General features: G+C 74.2%; 10 protein-coding genes. 6 read left to right on the forward strand and 4 right to left on the reverse strand.

Translation table 11 applies throughout. From position 1 onward, the window contains the following. Window positions 1–187: 187 nt before the first annotated feature. Entirely contained in the window at window positions 188–1,825 is a 1,638-nt protein-coding gene (locus WME95_RS16385; protein WP_437910992.1) for a protein kinase domain-containing protein, read from the forward strand. A gap of 72 nt (window positions 1,826–1,897) precedes the next feature. Here WME95_RS16385 and WME95_RS16390 read toward each other — a convergent pair whose 3' ends face one another. After that, window positions 1,898–5,788 carry a serine/threonine-protein kinase gene (locus WME95_RS16390; RefSeq protein WP_437909281.1) on the reverse strand — a complete coding sequence of 1,297 codons (3,891 nt, stop codon included), beginning with the start codon at window positions 5,786–5,788 and terminating at the stop codon, window positions 1,898–1,900. 341 nt (window positions 5,789–6,129) lie between these two features. On the opposite strand from WME95_RS16390, the gene WME95_RS16395 reads away from it, so the two are divergent. From WME95_RS16395 to WME95_RS16405, 3 genes are all read left to right on the forward strand, one after another. Next, window positions 6,130–7,668 carry a hypothetical protein gene (locus WME95_RS16395; protein WP_437909282.1) on the forward strand — a complete coding sequence of 513 codons (1,539 nt, stop codon included), beginning with the start codon at window positions 6,130–6,132 and terminating at the stop codon, window positions 7,666–7,668. Then, window positions 7,665–8,573, forward strand: a complete 909-nt coding sequence (locus WME95_RS16400) for a hypothetical protein (protein WP_437909283.1) — start codon at window positions 7,665–7,667, stop codon at window positions 8,571–8,573. Before WME95_RS16395 ends, WME95_RS16400 begins: the two co-directional genes overlap by 4 nt. 200 nt (window positions 8,574–8,773) lie before the next feature. Continuing rightward, a complete protein-coding gene (locus tag WME95_RS16405) occupies window positions 8,774–10,366 on the forward strand; it encodes a tetratricopeptide repeat protein (RefSeq protein WP_437909285.1) in 1,593 nt (530 codons plus the stop codon). A 195-nt stretch (window positions 10,367–10,561) separates the two neighbouring features. On the opposite strand, the gene WME95_RS16410 is transcribed toward WME95_RS16405, so the two are convergent. The 3 genes from WME95_RS16410 to WME95_RS16420 all read right to left on the reverse strand — a co-directional run bounded on the left by WME95_RS16410 (window position 10,562) and on the right by WME95_RS16420 (window position 15,176). Further along, window positions 10,562–13,006 carry a hypothetical protein gene (locus tag WME95_RS16410; protein WP_437717902.1) on the reverse strand — a complete coding sequence of 815 codons (2,445 nt, stop codon included), beginning with the start codon at window positions 13,004–13,006 and terminating at the stop codon, window positions 10,562–10,564. A 107-nt stretch (window positions 13,007–13,113) separates the two neighbouring features. Continuing rightward, window positions 13,114–13,701, reverse strand: a complete 588-nt coding sequence (locus WME95_RS16415; RefSeq protein WP_437909286.1) for a hypothetical protein — start codon at window positions 13,699–13,701, stop codon at window positions 13,114–13,116. Window positions 13,702–13,721: 20 nt separating this feature from the next. Next, a complete protein-coding gene (locus WME95_RS16420; RefSeq protein ID WP_437909288.1) occupies window positions 13,722–15,176 on the reverse strand; it encodes a hypothetical protein in 1,455 nt (484 codons plus the stop codon). Between the two features lie 236 nt (window positions 15,177–15,412). On the opposite strand from WME95_RS16420, the gene WME95_RS16425 reads away from it, so the two are divergent. After that, window positions 15,413–17,119 (forward strand): DUF1592 domain-containing protein, encoded by a 1,707-nt coding sequence (locus tag WME95_RS16425; RefSeq protein ID WP_437909289.1) that lies wholly within the window; start codon window positions 15,413–15,415, stop codon window positions 17,117–17,119. Continuing rightward, window positions 17,116–18,480 (forward strand): DUF1552 domain-containing protein, encoded by a 1,365-nt coding sequence (locus WME95_RS16430; RefSeq protein ID WP_437909291.1) that lies wholly within the window; start codon window positions 17,116–17,118, stop codon window positions 18,478–18,480. The genes WME95_RS16425 and WME95_RS16430 overlap by 4 nt, the downstream gene beginning before the upstream one ends. Window positions 18,481–18,552 lie beyond the last annotated feature (72 nt).

Here is an 18,552-nt window from a genome sequence, read left to right on the forward strand (position 1 = left end):
CCGCGCGGCAGCAGGGCCTAAGTAGCGGAATTCACCTCATTAACCGGAGCACCCGGGGCACTCGGGGGAGCGCGCGTGCGCTCCTCGCCCCGGGGCTCCGCTGTGCCGGAGGGATGCACATCTCCATGAGTCTGCTTGACGAGTCAGCAATCCTTACGAACGATCAGGTGCTGTGACCTCGTCATCGATGATCGTCCGGCTCCCCGTGCAGTCCGCCAGAGGCTTCGGGAGATACAGGCTGATCGCAAAGCTTGGGCAGGGAGGGATGGCCGAGGTCTTCCTCGCTGCGCATCGCGGCCCGCTCGGGTTCGAGAAGCTGGTCGTGATCAAGCGGCTCAAGCCGGGGATCGCGACCGAGCCCGAGGTCAACGCGATGTTCCTCGACGAGGCGAGGCTCGCGGCGCGGCTGAACCACCCGAACGTCGTGCAGACGTACGAGTGCGGCCAGATCGACGACCAGTACTACATCGTGATGGAGTACCTGGAAGGGCACTCCCTCGATCGGATCTGCAGGAAGATCGACCCGTCGCGTCACCGCGCGGTCTACCTGGCGATCCTCGCCGACGCGCTCGCCGGGCTTCACTACGCGCACGACCTCATGGATTTCAACGGCCAGCCGCTCCATGTGGTCCACCGCGACATCAGCCCGCACAACATCTTCGTCACCTACGACGGGCAGGCGAAGGTCGTCGATTTCGGGATCGCGAAGTGGGCGACGCGCGACGCGGACACCAGCACCGGCGTCGTGAAGGGGAAGATCCGGTACATGGCGCCGGAGCAGGCCCTCGCGACGATGGTCGACCGCCGCGCGGACATCTTCTCGATGGGCCTCATCTTCTGGGAGCTCGTCGTGGGCGAGCGCTTCTGGGGAGATCTCTCCGACGTGCAGATCCTCCAGCGGCTCACCTTCGGCGAGATCCCGAAGCTGCGCGAGCGGTGGCCCGCGGCGCCTGACGCCCTCGATCGGATCTGCTCGCGCGCGCTCGCGATGGCGCCCGAGGAGCGGTACGCGACGGCGGCCCAGATGCGTGACGACGTCGAGGCGTACCTGGCGACGATGGGCCGCCGCCCCTCGTCGGCCGAGATCGGCCGCCTCATCGGTGAGACCTTCGCGCACCGCCGCGCCGAGGTGAGGTCCGCGATCAGCGACCAGCTGGGGAGGCTCCACGCCGGCGCGGCCGAGGGCGGGGAGGAGTTCGAGATCCTGCCCGTGCTCGAGGAGCGCGGCGCCGTGCCGTGGTCTCAGCGCATGCCGCTCTCGCAGATGTCGCAGCAGTTCTCCGCGCCGGTGGGGGACCAGATGCTGGGCGACGACCCGTCGCGCGAGGACAGCATCTCGAACCGCCAGACGATCCCCACGATCATGGTCGCCAACACCAAGTCCACCAGGCGAAAGGCGCTCTGGAGCGCGGGGATCGCCGTGCTCTCGGTGCTGCTGATCGGCGGCGCGTGGGCGGTCCTCGCGCTCCGCCCCACGGCGACCCCGCCGGAGGGCGATGTTCCCGCGGAGACCAGGGGGGGCGAGGCCACGCCCCCTTCTCCTCCGACCTACGCGCCCCCGGTCGCCAACCTCGTCGAGCTCCGGATCATCGCCACGCCGCTGGACGCGAAGATCTACCTCGACGACGTGGAGCTCCCCAGCAACCCGTTCTTCGCGAGGTTCAGCCGGGATGGCACCGGGCACCGCATCCGGGTCACCGCCGACGGGTACACCCCGGAGGCGCGCTTCGTGGTGTTCACGCGCGACGAGGTGCTGACCATCAACCTCCGCCCGGTGCCGTCGACGTCCCCCAAGGCAGGCGGCGGAACCGCGCCTCGGAAGTGACCGGCAGGGCCGCGGGCTCGGCGTGACCGCCGGAGGCCGCGCGAGAGGGCGCCGGGAGCGCCGCGCCGGGCGTTACGGCCGGCCGCTCAGCATCACCTCGAGCTCCGGCGGCACGCAGCCGTAGGCCTCGGCGGCCGCGAGCAGCGCCGAGTTCTGCGGCAGGTTGAGCAGGAACGAGCTGGCGTAGGGCGTCCCCTCGAGGCCCTTCAGCCGGCGCAGGAGCGGGGGCATCGCGCGCTCCATCGCGGCCCGCGCGCCCTCCAGATCGCCCATGTCCACGCAGGCGTCGTGGAGCGCGAGGTAGATCGGCGCCTCGTTGAGCAGGCTCGGCGCGCCCGCCTCGACGAGGGCCGCCGCCTCCCGCGCGATCTCGCGGGCCTGCTCGGCGTCGCCGAAGCGGCGCTCCGCCTCGGCGCAGAACCCGAGCGCCACGGGCAGGACGTCGCGGTTGTCCGTGACGCGGTACGCGTCGGTGGCCTTCTTCAGCAGCGAGCGCGCCCGCGCCAGGCCCGACGACTCGAGGCGCAAGAGCTCGCAGCCCCGGTAGAACAGGATGCCGAGCGTCACGCGGTCGCGCACGACCCACATGCTCCCCGCGGCCTCGTCCGCGCTCGCGCGCGGCTCCGCGAGCACGGCGTCGAGCCGGGGCTCGGGGCCGAACGTCGCCGCCCAGCAGAGCAGGATCATCTGCCCGTGCCGCGCCGCCCCGGAGCTGCCGATCGCCTGCGCCCTGGCGATGCCCCCCTCGATCTCCTGGAGCGCCTCTTCCCGGGCGCCGATGGTCGTCAGCGCGAAGCCGACGTTCATCGTCAGCATCGCCTCGCGCTCCTGCAGCCCGGCGCGGCGCGCGGCCCGCGCGGCGTTCCGGCGCGCCCCCAGCGCGGCGGCCGGCTCGCCGCGGGTCTGGTGGGCGACCGCGCGCGTCTGCCAGGCGTCGACCGCCGCCCAGACGAGGTTCCGCCGCGCCGCGAGGTCGAGCAGGTGCGCGGCCTCCTGCTCGGCCATCGCCAGCTGCCCGGCGAACGCGTGGACCTGCGCCAGCGTCGCCGAGCACTGCGCCTCCTCCTCGACGAGATCGATCGACCGGGCGCGGTCGCGCAGCGCCGTCAGCCGCTCCTCCAGGTCGATCCCCGAGCCGCACGCGTGGTCGTAGCGCGCGCGGGCCGTCAGCGTGCGCAGCTCGCTCGCCTCGTCGAAGACGTTCTCCCACATCGCCCGGATCGCCGAGTCGCGCTCGGGCGAGCGCGCGTCGAGCCGCGAGTACGCCTCCTCGAGGAGGACCGCGCGCGCGAACCCCGTCGGCTTGTCGGGGGAGAACACGAGCGCGCGATCGGCCATCGTGACCGCGTCGCGGAGCGAGTTCGTCGCCAGGGCGCGGCGCGCCGCGGCCTCCCAGCGGATCGCGGCCTCCTCGTGCTCGCCGCCGAGGTCGAAGTGCTGCGCCACCGTCGCGCTGTCCTCGCCGAGCCGATCGAGCCAGCGCGCCGCCGCGGCGTGCAGCCTCTGGCGGAGCTCGTCGCCGACGGAGGCGTAGGCGACGTCGCGGACGAGCGCGTGCTTGAACAGGTACTCGCGCGCGGCAGGGAAGCGCGACGCGGGCTGCGCGACGAGGAGCTCCGCGGCGATGAGCTTCTTCAGCGCCGTCGCGGGCTCCGCCACCCCGACCTCGGCGAGGCCCACGTCCCACACCGACAGGCCGAAGACGCTCATGCGCACCACCGCCTCCCGGGTGGGCTCGTCGAGCGCGTCGAGGCTCACCTGGATGGCCGCCTCGATGGTCGGCGCCGTGGCGGCGTCCTTGCCTGAGGCGATGACCCGCGCGAGCTCCTCGGCGAAGAGCGGCGAGCCGGCCGCCTGCTGCGCGACGCGGTCGAGCGTCGCGTCCTCGAACGGCCGCGCGGCCGCGGCAGCGCTGAAGACGGCCCGCGCGATCTCGCGCGTGGCCCGGCGCGCGATGGGGCGCAGCTCCACGCGCACGTGGTCGCGGCCGGCGAAGCGCTGGCCCTGGTCGCGCCAGAACGCGGGGCGCACCATGAGCAGGATGAACAGCGCCCTCCCGGTCGCCCGCCCGAGGAGGTGATCGAGCCACGCGACGCTCTCCGGGTCGGCCCACTGCGCGTCCTCGACGAGCAGCGCGCACGGCTCGCTCGACGCCGCGTCGACGGCGATGTCGGTCATCGAGAGGTAGAGCGCGTCGCGCGCGCCGCGCAGGTCGACGCCGTCGGGGAACGGCTGGTTCGCCAGCAGGCGGGCGAGGAGCCCGCCGTCGCCGTGGAGCGGCCGCCGCGCGCGCACCGCGTCCTCGGCCTGCTCCAGCGACGCGCCCTTCGGCAGGCCCATGAGGACCCGCAGCGCGTCCGTGGCGACGCCGAGCGCCTGCGCGCGGCCGAACGACTCGCAGCGCAGCTGGATGAGCCGCGGCGGATCCGGTCGATCCACGATGCGGGCGACGAACTCGCGCGCGAGCCGGCTCTTGCCGATCCCCGGCGGCCCCGAGATGCTCATCACGACCGGCGTCCCGTCCTCCACGCAGCGCTCGAACGCCGCGACGGTCGTGATGAGCTCGGCGTCCCGCCCCACGAACGGCGTCTGCGCGTCGGGCCGCTTCGGCGCGCGCGAGAGCACCCGCACGGCGCCGCTCTCCAGGGGCTCGCCCATGAAGCGCCCGCGGGACAGCTCCACCGTGGTGGCGTCGGCGAGGACCCTGCCGAGGCCCGCCTCGCGCGCGAGCGCGACCGCGCGGTCGACGACCTCGCCGGCCGCGCGCGTCCTGTCGACGCGCATGCGGCCGGAGGCGACGCCGACGCGGCCGCCGCGGCCGCCGAGCGCGAGCCCGAGCTCGAGGGCGCGCGACGCCTCGTCGCCGTGGGCCTGCCGCACGCCGAGGTGGGCGGCGATGGAGTCCGTGCCGAGCGGCAGCGCGTCGGCCCCGCGGCGGCGCAGCGCCTCGAGCTCCCGCTGGCGCTCCTCGCCGGTCGCCACGTGCAGCGCCACGATCGTGGTCACGAGCCGCGTGCCCATCGCGCCCGGCGGGTTGTCGCTCACGCGCAGCGGCGACGGGGTGGGCAGGTAGGGCTCCTCGGCGAGCGCCGCGAGCCTGTCCGCCACCTCGTGCGCCGAGCTCGGCCGGAGCTTCCGGTCGGCGAGCAGGAGCGCGTGGATCAGGTCGTCGAGCGCCGGCGGCACGTCGAGCAGGAACTCCGAGAGGCGCGGCGCGGGCGTCGTCGCCAGGCGGACGAGGGTCGCGATCGAGGTCGGCCCCATGTGCGGGGGCCGGCCGGCGACCAGCTCGAACAGCGTCGCGCCGAGCGAGTAGAGGTCGCTGCGCGCGTCCACGGTCGCGTCGCCGCGCGCCTGCTCCGGCGAGATGTACGCCGGCGTGCCGACGAGGCCGCCTGCGTCCGTCGTGAGCACGAGCTCCTTCGACGCCGCGACGCCGAAGTCCACGAGCTTCGTGCGGAGCGGGGCGTCCGGCGAGCCGCGCAGGAGGATGATGTTCGAAGGCTTGATGTCGCGGTGGACGACGCCCGCGGCGTGCGCGGCCGCGAGCGCGCTCGCGACCTGCCGCCCGACCTCGATCCCCTCGCGCAGCGAGAGCGGGGAGCGCTTCTGGCGCGCCGCCAGGTCCTCGCCGTCGAGCCACTCCATCGCGATGAAGGTCGCGCCCTCCTCGATCCGCCGGCCCTCCGCGTCGACAGCGCTCGCTTCGAGCGTCCCGAACGCAACGACCCTCACGATCCCCGGGTGATCGAGCTCGGAGAGGACCTGCCCCTCGCGGGAGAGCCGGGCCTGGCCCTCGGCGTCGACGCCGACCGCCGTGATGATCTTCAGCGCGACGTACCGCTCTGTCTGCACGTCGAAGGCGCGGTGCACGGTGCCGATCCCGCCGCGGCCGACCTCGTGCTCGATGTGGAACCGGCCTGCGACGAGCGGCCGTGCGGACTCGATGCGCGCGGAGCTCATGCGCTGGCCGACGTGGTCCGTAGGATAGGGGCGCCGGGGGGGCTCCGGCGCAGCGGAGAAGCGATCTCATGGCGCCGGGCCGCGTGGGCCTGCGGTGTTCCGACAGGGCGCATTCGCGAAAGAGACTACGCCGTCGCTCATGGCAGTTCCAGTGTCGCGGTCACGGGAACCCGGCAGCGTCGCGGACGCGGCGAGCCGGCCGGAGACGTCGTCGACCGCGCAGCGCGCGCGGCGGGCCTCCCTTGACGGATCCGGCGGCTCCTCCTACGGTCGTCGGCTCCGCTGCTCCTTCAACGTTACGTTCACCGTCACGTTACGTTCGAGCGGCGGGAGCCATTTCGATGCTCGATCGCGTCGCCGTTCACCAGACCCGGCTGCGCACGCCCGGCCTCGGGCTCGACGCCAAGGGGGTCGCGCTCGGCGCCAAGGGGCTCGTCCTCCTGCCGTCGATCGATCGGCTCGTCGCCTTCCTGGCGCTCTACACGCGGCAGGGCTCGCTCGCGGACATCCTCCGCTCGCTCGTCGTCGAGATCGTGCGCTCGAAGCTGGGGGCGCGGGAGGTCACCCTCCTGTTCGCGGCCGAGAGCAGCGATCGGCTCGACCGTGTCGCCGAGATCGCGCGGCTCGCGGGCGGCTACAGCTTCACCGGCACGAGCCGGCACTTCGTCCAGTACCGCGACGCGGCCGCGCCGTTCGGGTACGACGTCCCGCAGATCCTGCCCAGCGACGCGGCGCTCTCGCTCTATCACAACGCCTTCTCGCAGACGTACGAGGTCGAGCGGCGCGTCGACGTGCGCACGCTGCTGCTCCGGCTCGAGCCGCACCTCGATCCGTCCGCCGGGCAGGACCCGGGCCCGCGCTGGCTGCTCGCGGAGTCGGGGCTCGGCCCGGCGCTGATCCGCTACTTCTCCCGGAGCAGCGTCGAGGCCGAGGTCGGCCTGTGCGAGTGGCCGCCGGAGTCGAGCTTCGATGACGCCCCGGTGCTCCGGTACCTCTTCCGCGTGCCGGCCATCCCTGCCCGGATGGTCCCGCTGCTCACGAGCACGCCGGGGCTCGGCTATTTCGTCCCGGTCGCGCCGGGCGCGGCGGTGGAGGTGGGGTTCCGGCACCCGGTCAACCTCCGCGCCTGCCCGGTGTTCGGCGAGGCGGGCCTCGTGCTCTTCCGGGGCGGGGGCCGCGAGGCGCTGGAGATCGCGAAGCTTCCGGCGATGGGCGACGTCGCGGCGTTCGCCCGGGTGGAGCTCGGCCGCGAGCCTGTCGCGGCGAAGGTGGCGGCGGAGGGCGACGCGCAGCGCCCGGCGTCGGTCGTGCTCTCGCTCCGCCTCGTCCCGAGCTCCGAGCCGTGGCGGTCGGTCACGGCGTCGTGGATCCGGCCGCAGGAGATGCCGCTCCTGCGGCACGTCGCCTATGCGCTCGGCCCCGAGACCCTGCGCCGCGCCCGCATCGCCTTCACCGCGGCAGGCGCGTTCCTCCGGCACCCGACGGGCATCGAGGGGATCCCGGTCGGCGAGTTCTTCCGGGAGGTCCATCCGGGCCTCTACATCCCTGCCGGGTACGACGCGGTCCCTGCGGTCGCGCCCGGCGTGCTGTTCCGCGCGCTGGGCGCCCCCGCCGGGCAGGCGCTGTTCATCGGGCGCGACGGTGGGGCGATCGGCGTGCCGGAGGAGGCGTTCGTCCCCCTCGAGACGGCGCTGCTCGAGGCCCAGCAATGGTCGGCGGTGGCCGTGTCGTCCGCGGGCCTCACGGCGGCGCTGGCCACCGAGCTGCCCGAGGTCGTGCTCGGCGGCGTCGGCATCCGGCCGCTGCGCGACCTGGCTCCGTCCGAGCCGCTGGCCGAGCCGAGGGCGCTGCCGCCGGGCCCTGGCCGGACGCCCCAATGACCCAGCCTGAAGCGATCGCCGAGCGCCTCTCCGAGCTCCAGGCGGACGTGCTCGCGCCGCTCGTCCTCGGCGGTCCGCTGCGCCTTGTGCGCCCCTTCGGCGTCCGGCTCGCGCTCCTCCTCGGCGACGGCGCGCCGGCGATCGATCGCGACCTCGGCTCGCGCATCGATCTGGTCCGCGTCCGCGTCGCCCGCCTCATCGCCCCGATCGACGTGCTCCCCGAGCTCGGCGCGGCCGAGTGGGCGCTCCTGGCCGCGCTGAACGACCTGCTCCAGCTCACGAACCACGAGCTCGCCGGCGTGCTCACGCGCAGCCGCTATCCCCGCCTGCTCGCGAGCGTGCGCGACCTCTGCGAGCTCGTGCCCGCGCCGGCGGACGTCGGGTCCGCGCTCTCGCGGCACGCGACGTTCGCGCGGGTGCTCGACTGCTTTCGCACGGACGCGCTCGTCGCCTGGTGGACGGGCCGCGCGAGCTTCCGCGGCCAGCGCCCGCCCCCGCGGCTGCTCCGGTGGCGGCAGCTGCGCGGCGTCCAGGTCGAGACCCGGCGCGTCGGCCTCGCGGACATGGGCCACGGCGTGCCGGGGCTCGCCCCGCCGGACTTCGCCGAGGCGCTCTCCCTCTGGATGACGCGCACGCCGCTCACGGATCTCGCGACCGCCGCGCGGAAGGACCCACCGTTCGCGTGGTCGGCCTCGACGCTCGCGGTCGTCGCCACGCCTCCTGGCCGGAGCCTCGCGTACCGCGTCCTCGTGCGCCAGCCCCACGACCTCGCCGTCGCGGCGCTCGCCCGCGCCGCCCGGGAAGTCCCGCCGCGGTTCGGCCAGGCCCGGGCGCTCGCCGAGTCGTTCGCCAGCGAGGTCGCCGCCGGCATCAAGCTGCTCGACGAGCGCTCTGCGGCCGGCTGACCCGCGCCTCGCCACGCGCCCGTCCTGTCATCTCCACGCACCGCGCGCGGCTTTGCTCGGTTCAAACGGGGCGTGGTACGCTCCGTCCTCCTTGGAGAGGCGCGCTGTCATCGCGCCCGCGCCTTCGACATCACCTCACGGGCATGGCCCTGGGAGCGACGAACCGTTTGAACCGGCAAGACGCTGAGACTTCCGACAAGTTGCTTGCTTCTCCCTGGCGCGCGCGGCGCCGCGGCTCCTGTCTCGAGGCGTTGCCGCGCGCCGGGCGCTGCTGCGCGCGTCTTGCGGGCGTCGCGTTCGCGCTCGCGCTCGCGGTGAGCCCGGGCCTCGCGTTCGCGCAGGCGGAGGCGCTGCTCGACGAGGGCAAGAGCCTGATGAAGAAGGGCAAGGTCGCGGAGGCCTGCCCGAAGCTCGAGGAGAGCTACAGGCTGAGCCCGAGGTCGGCGACGCTCCTCGCGCTGGCGATGTGCCACGAGAAGCAGGGCAAGGTCGCGACGGCGTGGTCCGAGTACATCGATCTCGGCGCGGCGGCCCGCAAGGAGGGCAACAAGCGCCTGGAGGCCGACGCGAAGGCGAGGGGAGCGAAGCTGGAGCTGTCTCTCCCGCGGCTGACGCTGAGCGTGCCGCGGGCGGCCGCGATCGAGGGGCTCGAGGTGACGCTGGACGGGGCGCCGGTCGACGGCGCGCTCTGGGGTCAGGCGAGGCCGATCGATCCTGGCCAGCACAAGGTGAGCGCGAGCGCCCCTGGCAGAAAGCCGTGGGAGAAGTCGGTCACGATCAAGCGGGGCGAGCGGAAGACCGTCGCGGTGCCGGCGCTCGCCAAGGACGCATCGGCCGCTGCGCAGCCTGCGCCCGCGGCGGAAGCGCCCGCGTCGGCGGCGCCGGAGAAGGGGAGCGCGGGGGCCGGGGACGGCGCAGCGGAGCCGGGGAAGGGCGCTGCAGGGGCCGGGAGGGGCGCCGCGGCGCCTGCGGCGCCTGAGAAGGGCGCGGTTGCTGCGGCGCCAGGGAAGGGCGCTGCTGGGCCAGGGAAGGGCGCTGCGGGGCCGGGGAAGGCTGCTGCGGGGCCGGAGCCCGATGCGCCGCCTGCGGCACCTCCTGCAGCCGAGGAGCAGGAGCCGAGCTCCGGATCCTCGCCGAGGCACACAGGGAGCTTCGTGATCCAGGCCGGGGTGGCCGGCGGCGCGTTGATCGGCCTGATGGACTCCGGCAGCTTCGGCGATCTGAGCGCGTACTCGTATAGCTACAACATCCCGGAGGGGGAGCTCATCGCGCCCTGCGACGATGAGGTCTGCCATGCGAGCTTCGATCCGGCGATCGGGCCGTTTGCCGGCGGGGAGGCGTTCATCGGGGTTGCGCTCTCCGAGGATCTGCACCTTGGCGCGCGTGTGCTGGGCGGCTACCGGTTCGGCGGCGGCTATCTCGCTGTCGGCGGCCCCTCCGTCTCGATGCGCCTCGGGCGTCTCTGGCTCGGCCTTTCGGGGCTCGTGGGCCCGGTGGCGCAGCAGGCGAAGGTCACCGGGATCAAGGGGGAGATCCCCTCCGAGGTGGTCCATCTCAACTACGGTCGGAGCGAGGTCGCGGTGAACGCGCGCGAGGGCAGCCTCCCTGAGAGCGCGCTCGTTCAGACGCTCGCGTTCGGCGGGAGCGTCGACGTGTCCCTGGTGCTCGCGGACCTTCCGAGCGCGGGCTGGACGTCGGGCGCGCTCCTGCTGAGCGTCTCGCCGACGATCATGAAGGGCCTCGACGGCTGGGTGTTCGCGGCGCCGGCGAGCCTCGGTTACCGCTTCTACTGAGCGGCCTCGCGACCCATCGCGCTCTCTTGCCGGGCGCCCGGGTGAGGGCACCGGGAGCTTCGGTGCCCGACGAGCCCTGTCCCAGCTGCCAGCACATGTTCGATCACCTCCTCCGGAAGAACATGCTGCAGCCCGCGCAGCTCCGCCCCGGCGTGCCACCCAGGGCAGCGCGGCGGGCCCCGCCCGAGGCGTAGCCTAGCCCCTCGGGTCCGCGCGCCGCCGCCGGGCGCGGCGCGCCTCGCCGCGGGCGCTGTCCGCCCCGCTGGCGGGCTCGGGCGGCGGGGCGAAGCCGATCGCCGCGAGATCCTTCTCGCCGATGACGTCGCCCTTGGCCACGAGCGCCGCGCGGAGCAGGACCGCGCCCATCTCGGCGTCGTTGCCGGGCCACGGGTGGTCGAGCACCGCCTGCAGCGCGCGCAGATCCAGGCCGAACGGCCGGCCCCGCAGGCGGACGCCGATGCGCGCGAGGTGATCCAGCGCGAGCGCACGGAGATCCTCGGCGCGCGACGACAGCGAGGGCAGCGCGACGGCCCGGTCGCCGAGCCGGTCCGCGAGCCGCTCGCTCAGCTGACCGGTCGCCGCGAGCGCGTCCACGGTCTGAGGCACCGCCACGACGAGCCCCACGTCGTCCGGCAGCGCCGCGCCGAGGTAGCTCTGCACTTCGGACGGCAAGGCCTGGGCGTCGAGCACGAGCAGCGTGCCTCCGCGCGCCGCCTCGATGGGCGAGCTGTCCGGATCGCGCCACAGCGCGAGCGCGCTCGGCGTCCCCGCGGAGCCCTCGATCGCAGCCGCCTCGTCGCGCGCCGGCGCAGCGCCCCGCGCCTGCGCGAACGCCTGCGCGAACCCCTCGGGGACGGGCGCCGCGCCGTCGACGATCGCCAGCGGGCCGCCCGCGCGCGGTGAGGTCAAGTGGACGACCGCGCCCCACGCCACCGCGTCGATCCCGGGCGCCGTCAGCAGCGTGACCGGGCCGCCGGCAACGCCGAGCCGCTCCAGCTGCTCGAGCGCCGCGCGGGCGGCGGGGCTGTAGGCGGCCGCCCGCGCCGGCCGCGCGAGCAGCGCCGCGATCGCGCGGAACCGCCCCGCGCCCTGCGCCACGGCGCGCTCGAGCCGGCTCACCTCGCGCGCCCGCTCCTCGGCCTCGCGGCGGGCGGCGACCTCGCGGCCGCGCGACCCCGACAGCATCGCCGACACCGCGATCACCGCCCCGAGCCGGTCGGCGACCGCGCGCAGGCCGCTCACCTCCTCCAGCGTCATCGGCGACGCGCGCCGGGCCCGGGGGATGGCGAGGGCCCCGATCGGGCCCTCCGCGTCGTTCACAAGGGCGACCACGCCGACGTCGCGCTCCGCGAGCCAGGCGAGCAGCGGGCGCACCTCCGGCCGCCGGACCTCGACGGCCTCGGCGGCCTCGACGCGCAGGACGCGCTCCGGCTCGAGCTGGGCGAGCTCGATGAGGCGCGCCGGCACCTCCGCCGGCTCGGTGTGCTTGTAACCGGCGCGATCGACGGTCACCTGCTCCGGCGGCGAGAGCAGGTAGAGCGCGGGCGGGGCCTGCCCGGCGACGCCGGCGTCCGACGCCTCGCGAAGCGCGGAGAGCGCCGCCTCGAGCGCCGCCTCCGGCTCCGGGTTCATCGCCGCGCGCGTCGCGGCGTCGAACGCCCCGAGCCAGCGCGCCCCCTCCGGCGCGAACCGGCGCGCGAGCGCCGGCGCCGCGAGCCCCGCGAGCGCGCAGAGCGCGCACGCGCCGAACACGGCGACGCCGACGGAGGACTGCGGCGCGCCGCGGAGCCCGAGATCACCGCGCGGCGCCTGGTGCACGGCGTAGACCGCGAGCAGCGCCGGCGGGGTCGCGAGCGTCGCGACGGCGAGCGTGCCGCGGAGCGCGCGCGAGACCTGCGCCGCGTCCGCGGCCACGGTGCAGAACGCGACGCAGACCGCCGCGACGGCGCTCGTGACCGGCAGGATCGACTCGGGGGGCGCGACGCCGACGAAGGCCGCCGCGAGGCCGACCGCCAGCGCGGTCGCCGTGAGCAGCAGCGCTGCCTCGACCCGGTCGGCCACGCCGAGCTCGAGCCGCCGCGCGATGCGGACGCGCGCGATCGCCACGAGCGTCACCGTGAGCGAGCCGAGCGACGCTGCGGAGGTGGCGTAGTGGACGAGCAGCGGATCGAGATCCGCCGCGCGCTCGGGCGCCACGGCGGAGACGGCCGGCAGGGCGACCGCGACGGTCCAGAAGAGCGACGCGAACGCCGCCGCGTCGAGGCGCCGCGTGCTCGGCGGAGGCTCGAGCAGGCCGCCGAGGCCCGCGATGCGCGCGAGCCCGACCAGGGCGGCCATCGACGCGGCCGCGGCGCCGAGGTTGCCGAGGGCGATCAGCGCGAGCCCGGAGGGGCCGCTCCGCGCGGCGGCGAGCATCGCGGCGCCGGTGAGGCACACGGCGGCCGCGCGGCGGGCCGCCGGCTCGATCCGGTCCTCTCCCCGCGGCGGCCGCTCTACCCAGCGGAGGCCAAGCGCGAGCAACACCGGCAGCCCGAGCAGGGCGAGCCACGCGGGCCCGTGGCCGCCGGACGCCCGGAGCGCGGCGAAGGCGGTGTAGGCGACGGCGGCCGCGGCGATCCAGAACGAGCGCCGGCGCAGCATCGCGGCGAGCGTAGCGTTTGGCCACGGGGGCGCCAACGAGGCGGTCTCATCGAGGGGACGACCGCGCCGCCCGCGCCGCTGCCGCGGCCAGACGCTCCTTCGCTACCTCACGGCGGGAGCGCCGCGATGTAGTCGTAGAGACACTTTATCTCGGATTCCATGAGCGCCCCGGCGCCGAGCGGCATCCGGTTGTCGCACGGGGGGTTCTCCGTGACCTTCAGATAGAGCAAGCTGGCGTCCGGGTCGCCCGGCACGAGCACCATGGCGTTGCCGCCGCAGTCGACCGCCTCGCCCGCGACCCTGGTCTCCCACCCCGACGACAGATCGAGCTCCGCCAGATGCGTGGCTGCATCATGGCACTCGGTGGCGCACTTCGCCATCACCAGCGCCTGCGCTTCAGCGCATCCGGCGCCACCGCCGCTGCTCGCGCTGGTGGTCGCGGCGTCGCCGCCGGTGGTCGCGGCGTCGCCGCCGGTGGTGGTCGCGGCGTCACCGCCGGTGGTGGTTGTAGGGTCGCCGCCGCCGCCGGTCGCCGCGCCGGTGCCCTGGCCGTTTCCGCCGCCAGGCCCGTCGCCGCCGGCGAGGTACTGGTCCTTGTCCTCGAGGGTCCCCGCGCAGCTGATGATGAACGCGGCGCCGCTCATCACGGCGGCGGCGAGCGCGGTGCGCCCGCCAAGGAAAGCGATGTACGTCACGTGCTACCTCTCTCTCTCGCTCAGTAAATATAGGCTCCGGCGAGCCGCACCCCAAGGTACTGGTCGATCGCCCCGCCGGCGACGTACCGGTCGCCGATTGCGGGCTCGAACGACGAGAAGAACCGCGCGTACTCGACGAGGAGCCGCGCCTCGACGCCGGTCGTGACGGGCACGAGCACCCCGGCCATCGCGCCGATGCCCTGCACGCTCGCGCCCTCGAACCGATCGTAGACCTCGCCCGACGAGAGCGGGAACAGGTATTCGGCGCCGAGCGCCAGCGCGACCGGGCCGACCGGCACCCGCGCGTCGAGGCCGGCCCGGACCAGCGTGTAGGAGACGTTCGGCACCGTACTGGCGAGGGCCTCAGCCGCTTCGACCTCGAAGGTCAGGAGCCGGAGCCCGGCGGAGATGCCGAGCACGGACGACTCGCCGATCGACAGCCGCTCCCGCAGCCCCAGGTTGATGCGCTGGTAGGTCGTGGCGAGCGGATCGCCCTCGCCCACCGCCGAGTTGAGGCCGGGCGCCATCATGAACCCCGCGGTGATGCCGAGGCCCTTGAGCACCGGGATGTCCGTCGACGCGAGCGGGTTCACCTCGCCGGAGATCGACAGCGCGGGCTGACCGAAGACGTCGTAGGGCCGGAGGTTCTGCGTGACCGGATCGGAGTAGTCGAACCAGCGGCCGGCAAACTCGACGCCGGCCTCGATCGAGAAGAGCGCCGAGCGGGGGTCGTGGGGCTTGCGCTTCCCGCCCTTGTCGCCGTCGTCGCCGCCCTTGTCGCCGTCGTCGCTGCTCTTCTCGTCGCCGTCGCCGTCCTTCTCGTCGCCGTCCTTCTCGCCGTCGCCGTCGTCGCCGCCGTCCTTCGGCTGGTCGTCGTCGGCCGCGGCGGCCGCGGGCGCGATCTGCGAGAGCGTCGGGCCGAGCAGCTCTTCCAGCGCCTTCTTGCGGTCGTCCCGCGAGCCGCCCAGCGGCACAGCGCTGTCCACCGCGAGGTCGCCGGCGTTCTCGTCGACGTAGACGAGGTAGACCTCTTTCTTCTTCTTCTTGTTCGTCCGCGAGACGCCGTAGATCACACCCTCGACCTTCGCGGCCTTGCCCGCCTTGCGGATGCGGTCGAGCGCCTTCTTCCGCTGGGCCTTCATCACCAGCGCGTCGCCCACCGGCTTGGTCTGGCCGGCGCTGCGCAGCGACTTCGAGAACGCGTCGTCGTCCACGACCTTCAGCGTGTCCGGGACGAGGGACACGATGTCTTCGCGGATGTCGTCCGCGTTCGGCCCCTCGATGTAGATCGCGATCGACTTCGACCCCTTGGGGGCGGCGAGCGCGATGGGCGAGAGCGCGAACGTCGTGACCGTCGCGGCGGAGAGCCCGAGGAGGATCCTCCCGCAGAGGCTCAAAGAGAGGGACAGCGTTGTGAACCTGGTCGGCTTCCGCGCGGGCCTTTTGCCGGCAGCGGCGTCAAACGAAGCTTGCACGCGGCGAGCCTACAGGCGATGTCCCGGCTGGATCCAGCGTCTTTCGAGGGGCTCAGCGACATTTCGGGTGACGCGCAGTGTCGCTACGAGACTCCGCTACAATCGAACTCGCGGGGCGCGCCGAGCCTCGTCTTCTTGGCGCCTTGACGGGCCTCTGCGACGTGAGAAATGTCGTCGCCCGATGCGCAGCGCCGCATCGCATCGCAGGCCAGCGCGTCCCCCAGGGGAGAGGGCAGATGGATCGGTCAAGAGGACGGCACCGCCGCGCGGCGCGCGGCCCCGGCGGCTCTCTCGGGCTTGCGATCGTCGTGGCGGCGGCCGCCGCCTGCTCCGGCGGGCGCGGCGGCGGGGCCGCGGGGGGACCGGAAGGCGAGGCGCCGCGCTGCGCGGAGATCCGGCCGGGCGCGTCGCCGCTCCGGCGGATGACGCGCTTCGAGTACAACAACACGATCCGCGATCTCCTCGGCGACGACAGCGCGCCGGCCGACGCCTTCGTGGTCGAGGAGGAGGCGCTCGGGTTCAACAACCAGGCGGCGGCGCTCGGGGTCACGCAGCTCCTCGCCGAGCAGCTCATGAAGGCCTCCGAGGCGATCGCGGCGCGGGCCGCGAAGGATCTCGGGAAGCTCCTTCCGGGGTGCGACCCGGCGGTGCAGGGGCCCGACGCGTGCGCCGCCGAGCTCATCGAGCGCCTCGGGAAGCGCGCGTTCCGCAGGCCCCTCGCGCCCGCGGAGAGCGAGCGGCTCGCGCGGCTCTTCGCCTTCGGGAGCGACGAGCACGGCTTCTCGACCGGGGTCGAGCTCGTGATCCAGGCGCTGCTCCAGTCGCCGCACTTCCTTTACCGCGTCGAGCACGGCATGCCGGATCCGGCCGGCGAGGGCGTGGTGGCGCTCTCGGACCACGAGATCGCCTCGCGGCTCTCGTACCTGCTCTGGAGCTCGATGCCCGACGACGCGCTGTTCGCGGCAGCCGACGCGGGGGAGCTCCGCTCCGCGGCGCAGATCGCCGCGCAGGCCCTCCGCATGCTCGAGGATCCGCGCGCCCGCGCCGCCGTCGCGAACTTCCACGCGCAATGGCTGCAGCTCTCGAACATCGACACCCTCACCAAGGACCCGGCGGTCTACCCCGGCTTCCACGCCGGGCTCCCGGCGCTCCTCCGGGCGGAGACCGAGGCGTTCCTCGATCACGTCGTGTTCGAGGACGGCGCCGGCGACGTGGCGACGCTGCTGACGGCGCCCTACTCGCTGATGAACGCCGAGCTCCGCGCGTTCTACGGCCTGGGCGCCGCGGGCGGCGCGGAGGCGCCCGGCGAGCTCTCGGTCGTGCCGCTCGACCCAGCGCAGCGCGCCGGCTTCCTCACCCACGCCAGCGTGCTCGCGGTGCTCGCGAAGCCGGATCAGTCCTCGCCCGTCCACCGCGGCAAGTTCGTCCGGGAGCGGCTGCTCTGCCAGAGCCTGCCGCCGCCGCCGCCCGACGTGGACATCCAGCCGCCGCCGGTGCGGGAAGGGATCCCGACCCGCCGGCAGTTCGAGCAGCACGCGCAGGACCCGGCCTGCGCTGGCTGCCACCGGCTCATGGATCCGATCGGCTTCGGGTTCGAGCGCTACGACGGGATCGGCCTCTACCGCGAGGTCGACCAGGGCGTCCCGGTCGACGCGAGCGGCGAGATCGTGGCGAGCCGGAGTGTCGATGGGCCCTTCGACGGGGCGGTGGAGCTGGCGCACCGCCTGGCGGAGAGCGACGAGGTGCGCCAGTGCGTCGCGACGCAGTGGTTCCGCTTCGGCTACGGCCGCGCCGAGCAGGCGGAGGACGAGTGCAGCATGCGCCAGATCGAGGCGGCGTTCGCCGAGAGCGGGTACAACATCAAGGCGCTGCTCGTGGCGCTGACCCAGACGGACGCGTTCCGCTACCGCCGCGCGGCGCCGGACGCAGGGGGCGCGCCGTGAGCGGCGCCGCACAGCGCCGGGCGTCGAGGGGGCGCCTCGATCGCCGCGCCTTCCTGCGCGGGGCCGGCGGGCTCGCCCTCGCGCTCCCCTTCCTCGACGCCATGGCGGGCTCGGCGAGCGCCGTCGATTTCCCGAAGCGCTTCGTCGTCTTCTTCACCGGCCTCGGCACGGTGAAGGAGGCCTGGCAGCCGACCGGGACCGAGACGTCGTTCGAGCTCGGAGAGATCCTCGCGCCGCTCTCTCCCTACCGGGACAAGCTCCTCGTCGTCGAGGGCATCGACATGGAGTCCGCCTACCACGGGCCGGGCGACTCTCACCAGCAGGGCATCGGCCAGGCGCTCACGGGCACGGAGCTCCAGGAGGGGACCCTCTTCCCGTACGCCTGCAACCCGGCCGCGCGGGTCGGCTGGGGCGGGGGCATCTCGGTCGACCAGTTCCTCGCCGCGAGGCTCGGGGATCGCACGAAGCTCTCGTCGCTCGAGCTCGGCGTCCAGGTCCAGTACGCCAACGTCTCGTCGCGACTCTCCTACCTCGGCCCGGGCCAGCCGGTCCCGCCCGAGGACGATCCGCGCGCGGCGTTCGACCGGCTGTTCCTGGACCTCACCGCCGACCCGGCGGAGCTCGCGCGGCGGCGCGTCCTGCGCCGCCGGGTGCTCGGCGGCGTCATGGAGGACTACGGCGCCCTCGCGCGCGAGCTGGGGGGCGAGGACCGGCGGAAGCTGGAGCAGCACCTCCACGCGCTGAACGACATCGAGCAGCGGCTCGACGTGCCGGCGCTCCTCGGCGGCGCGTGCGCCTTGCCGGCGCTGGGCGAGCCGCTCGACGTCTACGCGAACGACAACTTCCCCGCGATCGGGAGGCTGCAGACCGATCTGCTCGCGATGGCGCTCGCCTGCGATCTCACGCGGGTCGCGTCCATCCAGTGGAGCGCGACCCAGGCGGGCAAGGTGTTCACGTGGCTCGGCCAGTCGGAGACGCACCACGCGCTCTCGCACTCGAACATCGGCGACGCGGACAAGCAGCAGCAGCTCGTCGACATCGGGCGCTGGCAGGCGGAGCAGCTCGCGTACCTGCTCGAGAGGCTCGACGCCGTCCAGGAGGGCACGGGCACGCTCCTCGACAACACGCTCGTGCTCTGGTGCACGGACATCTCGGAGGGGCAGAGCCACTCGCGGAGCGACATGCCGTACGTGATCGCGGGGGGCGCCGGCGGTGCGCTCAGGACTGGAAGATTTTTGCGCTATACCGGCGATCCCCACAACAACCTGCTCGTCGCGCTGTGCAACGCGATGGGCGTGGACGTGTCGACGTTCGGCAACCCCGCCTACTGCACGGGGGTGTTGCCGGGCCTCTTGGCCTAGGTGCGCGCGCCGGAAATCCCGCCAGGGCTCGCTGAAGCGCGCAACCAGAGCGGCCGCGAAGCGGACGCCGGG

This window comes from Sorangium sp. So ce327 (assembly GCF_051530205.1).
GTDB lineage: Bacteria > Myxococcota_A > Polyangia > Polyangiales > Polyangiaceae > Sorangium > Sorangium cellulosum_B.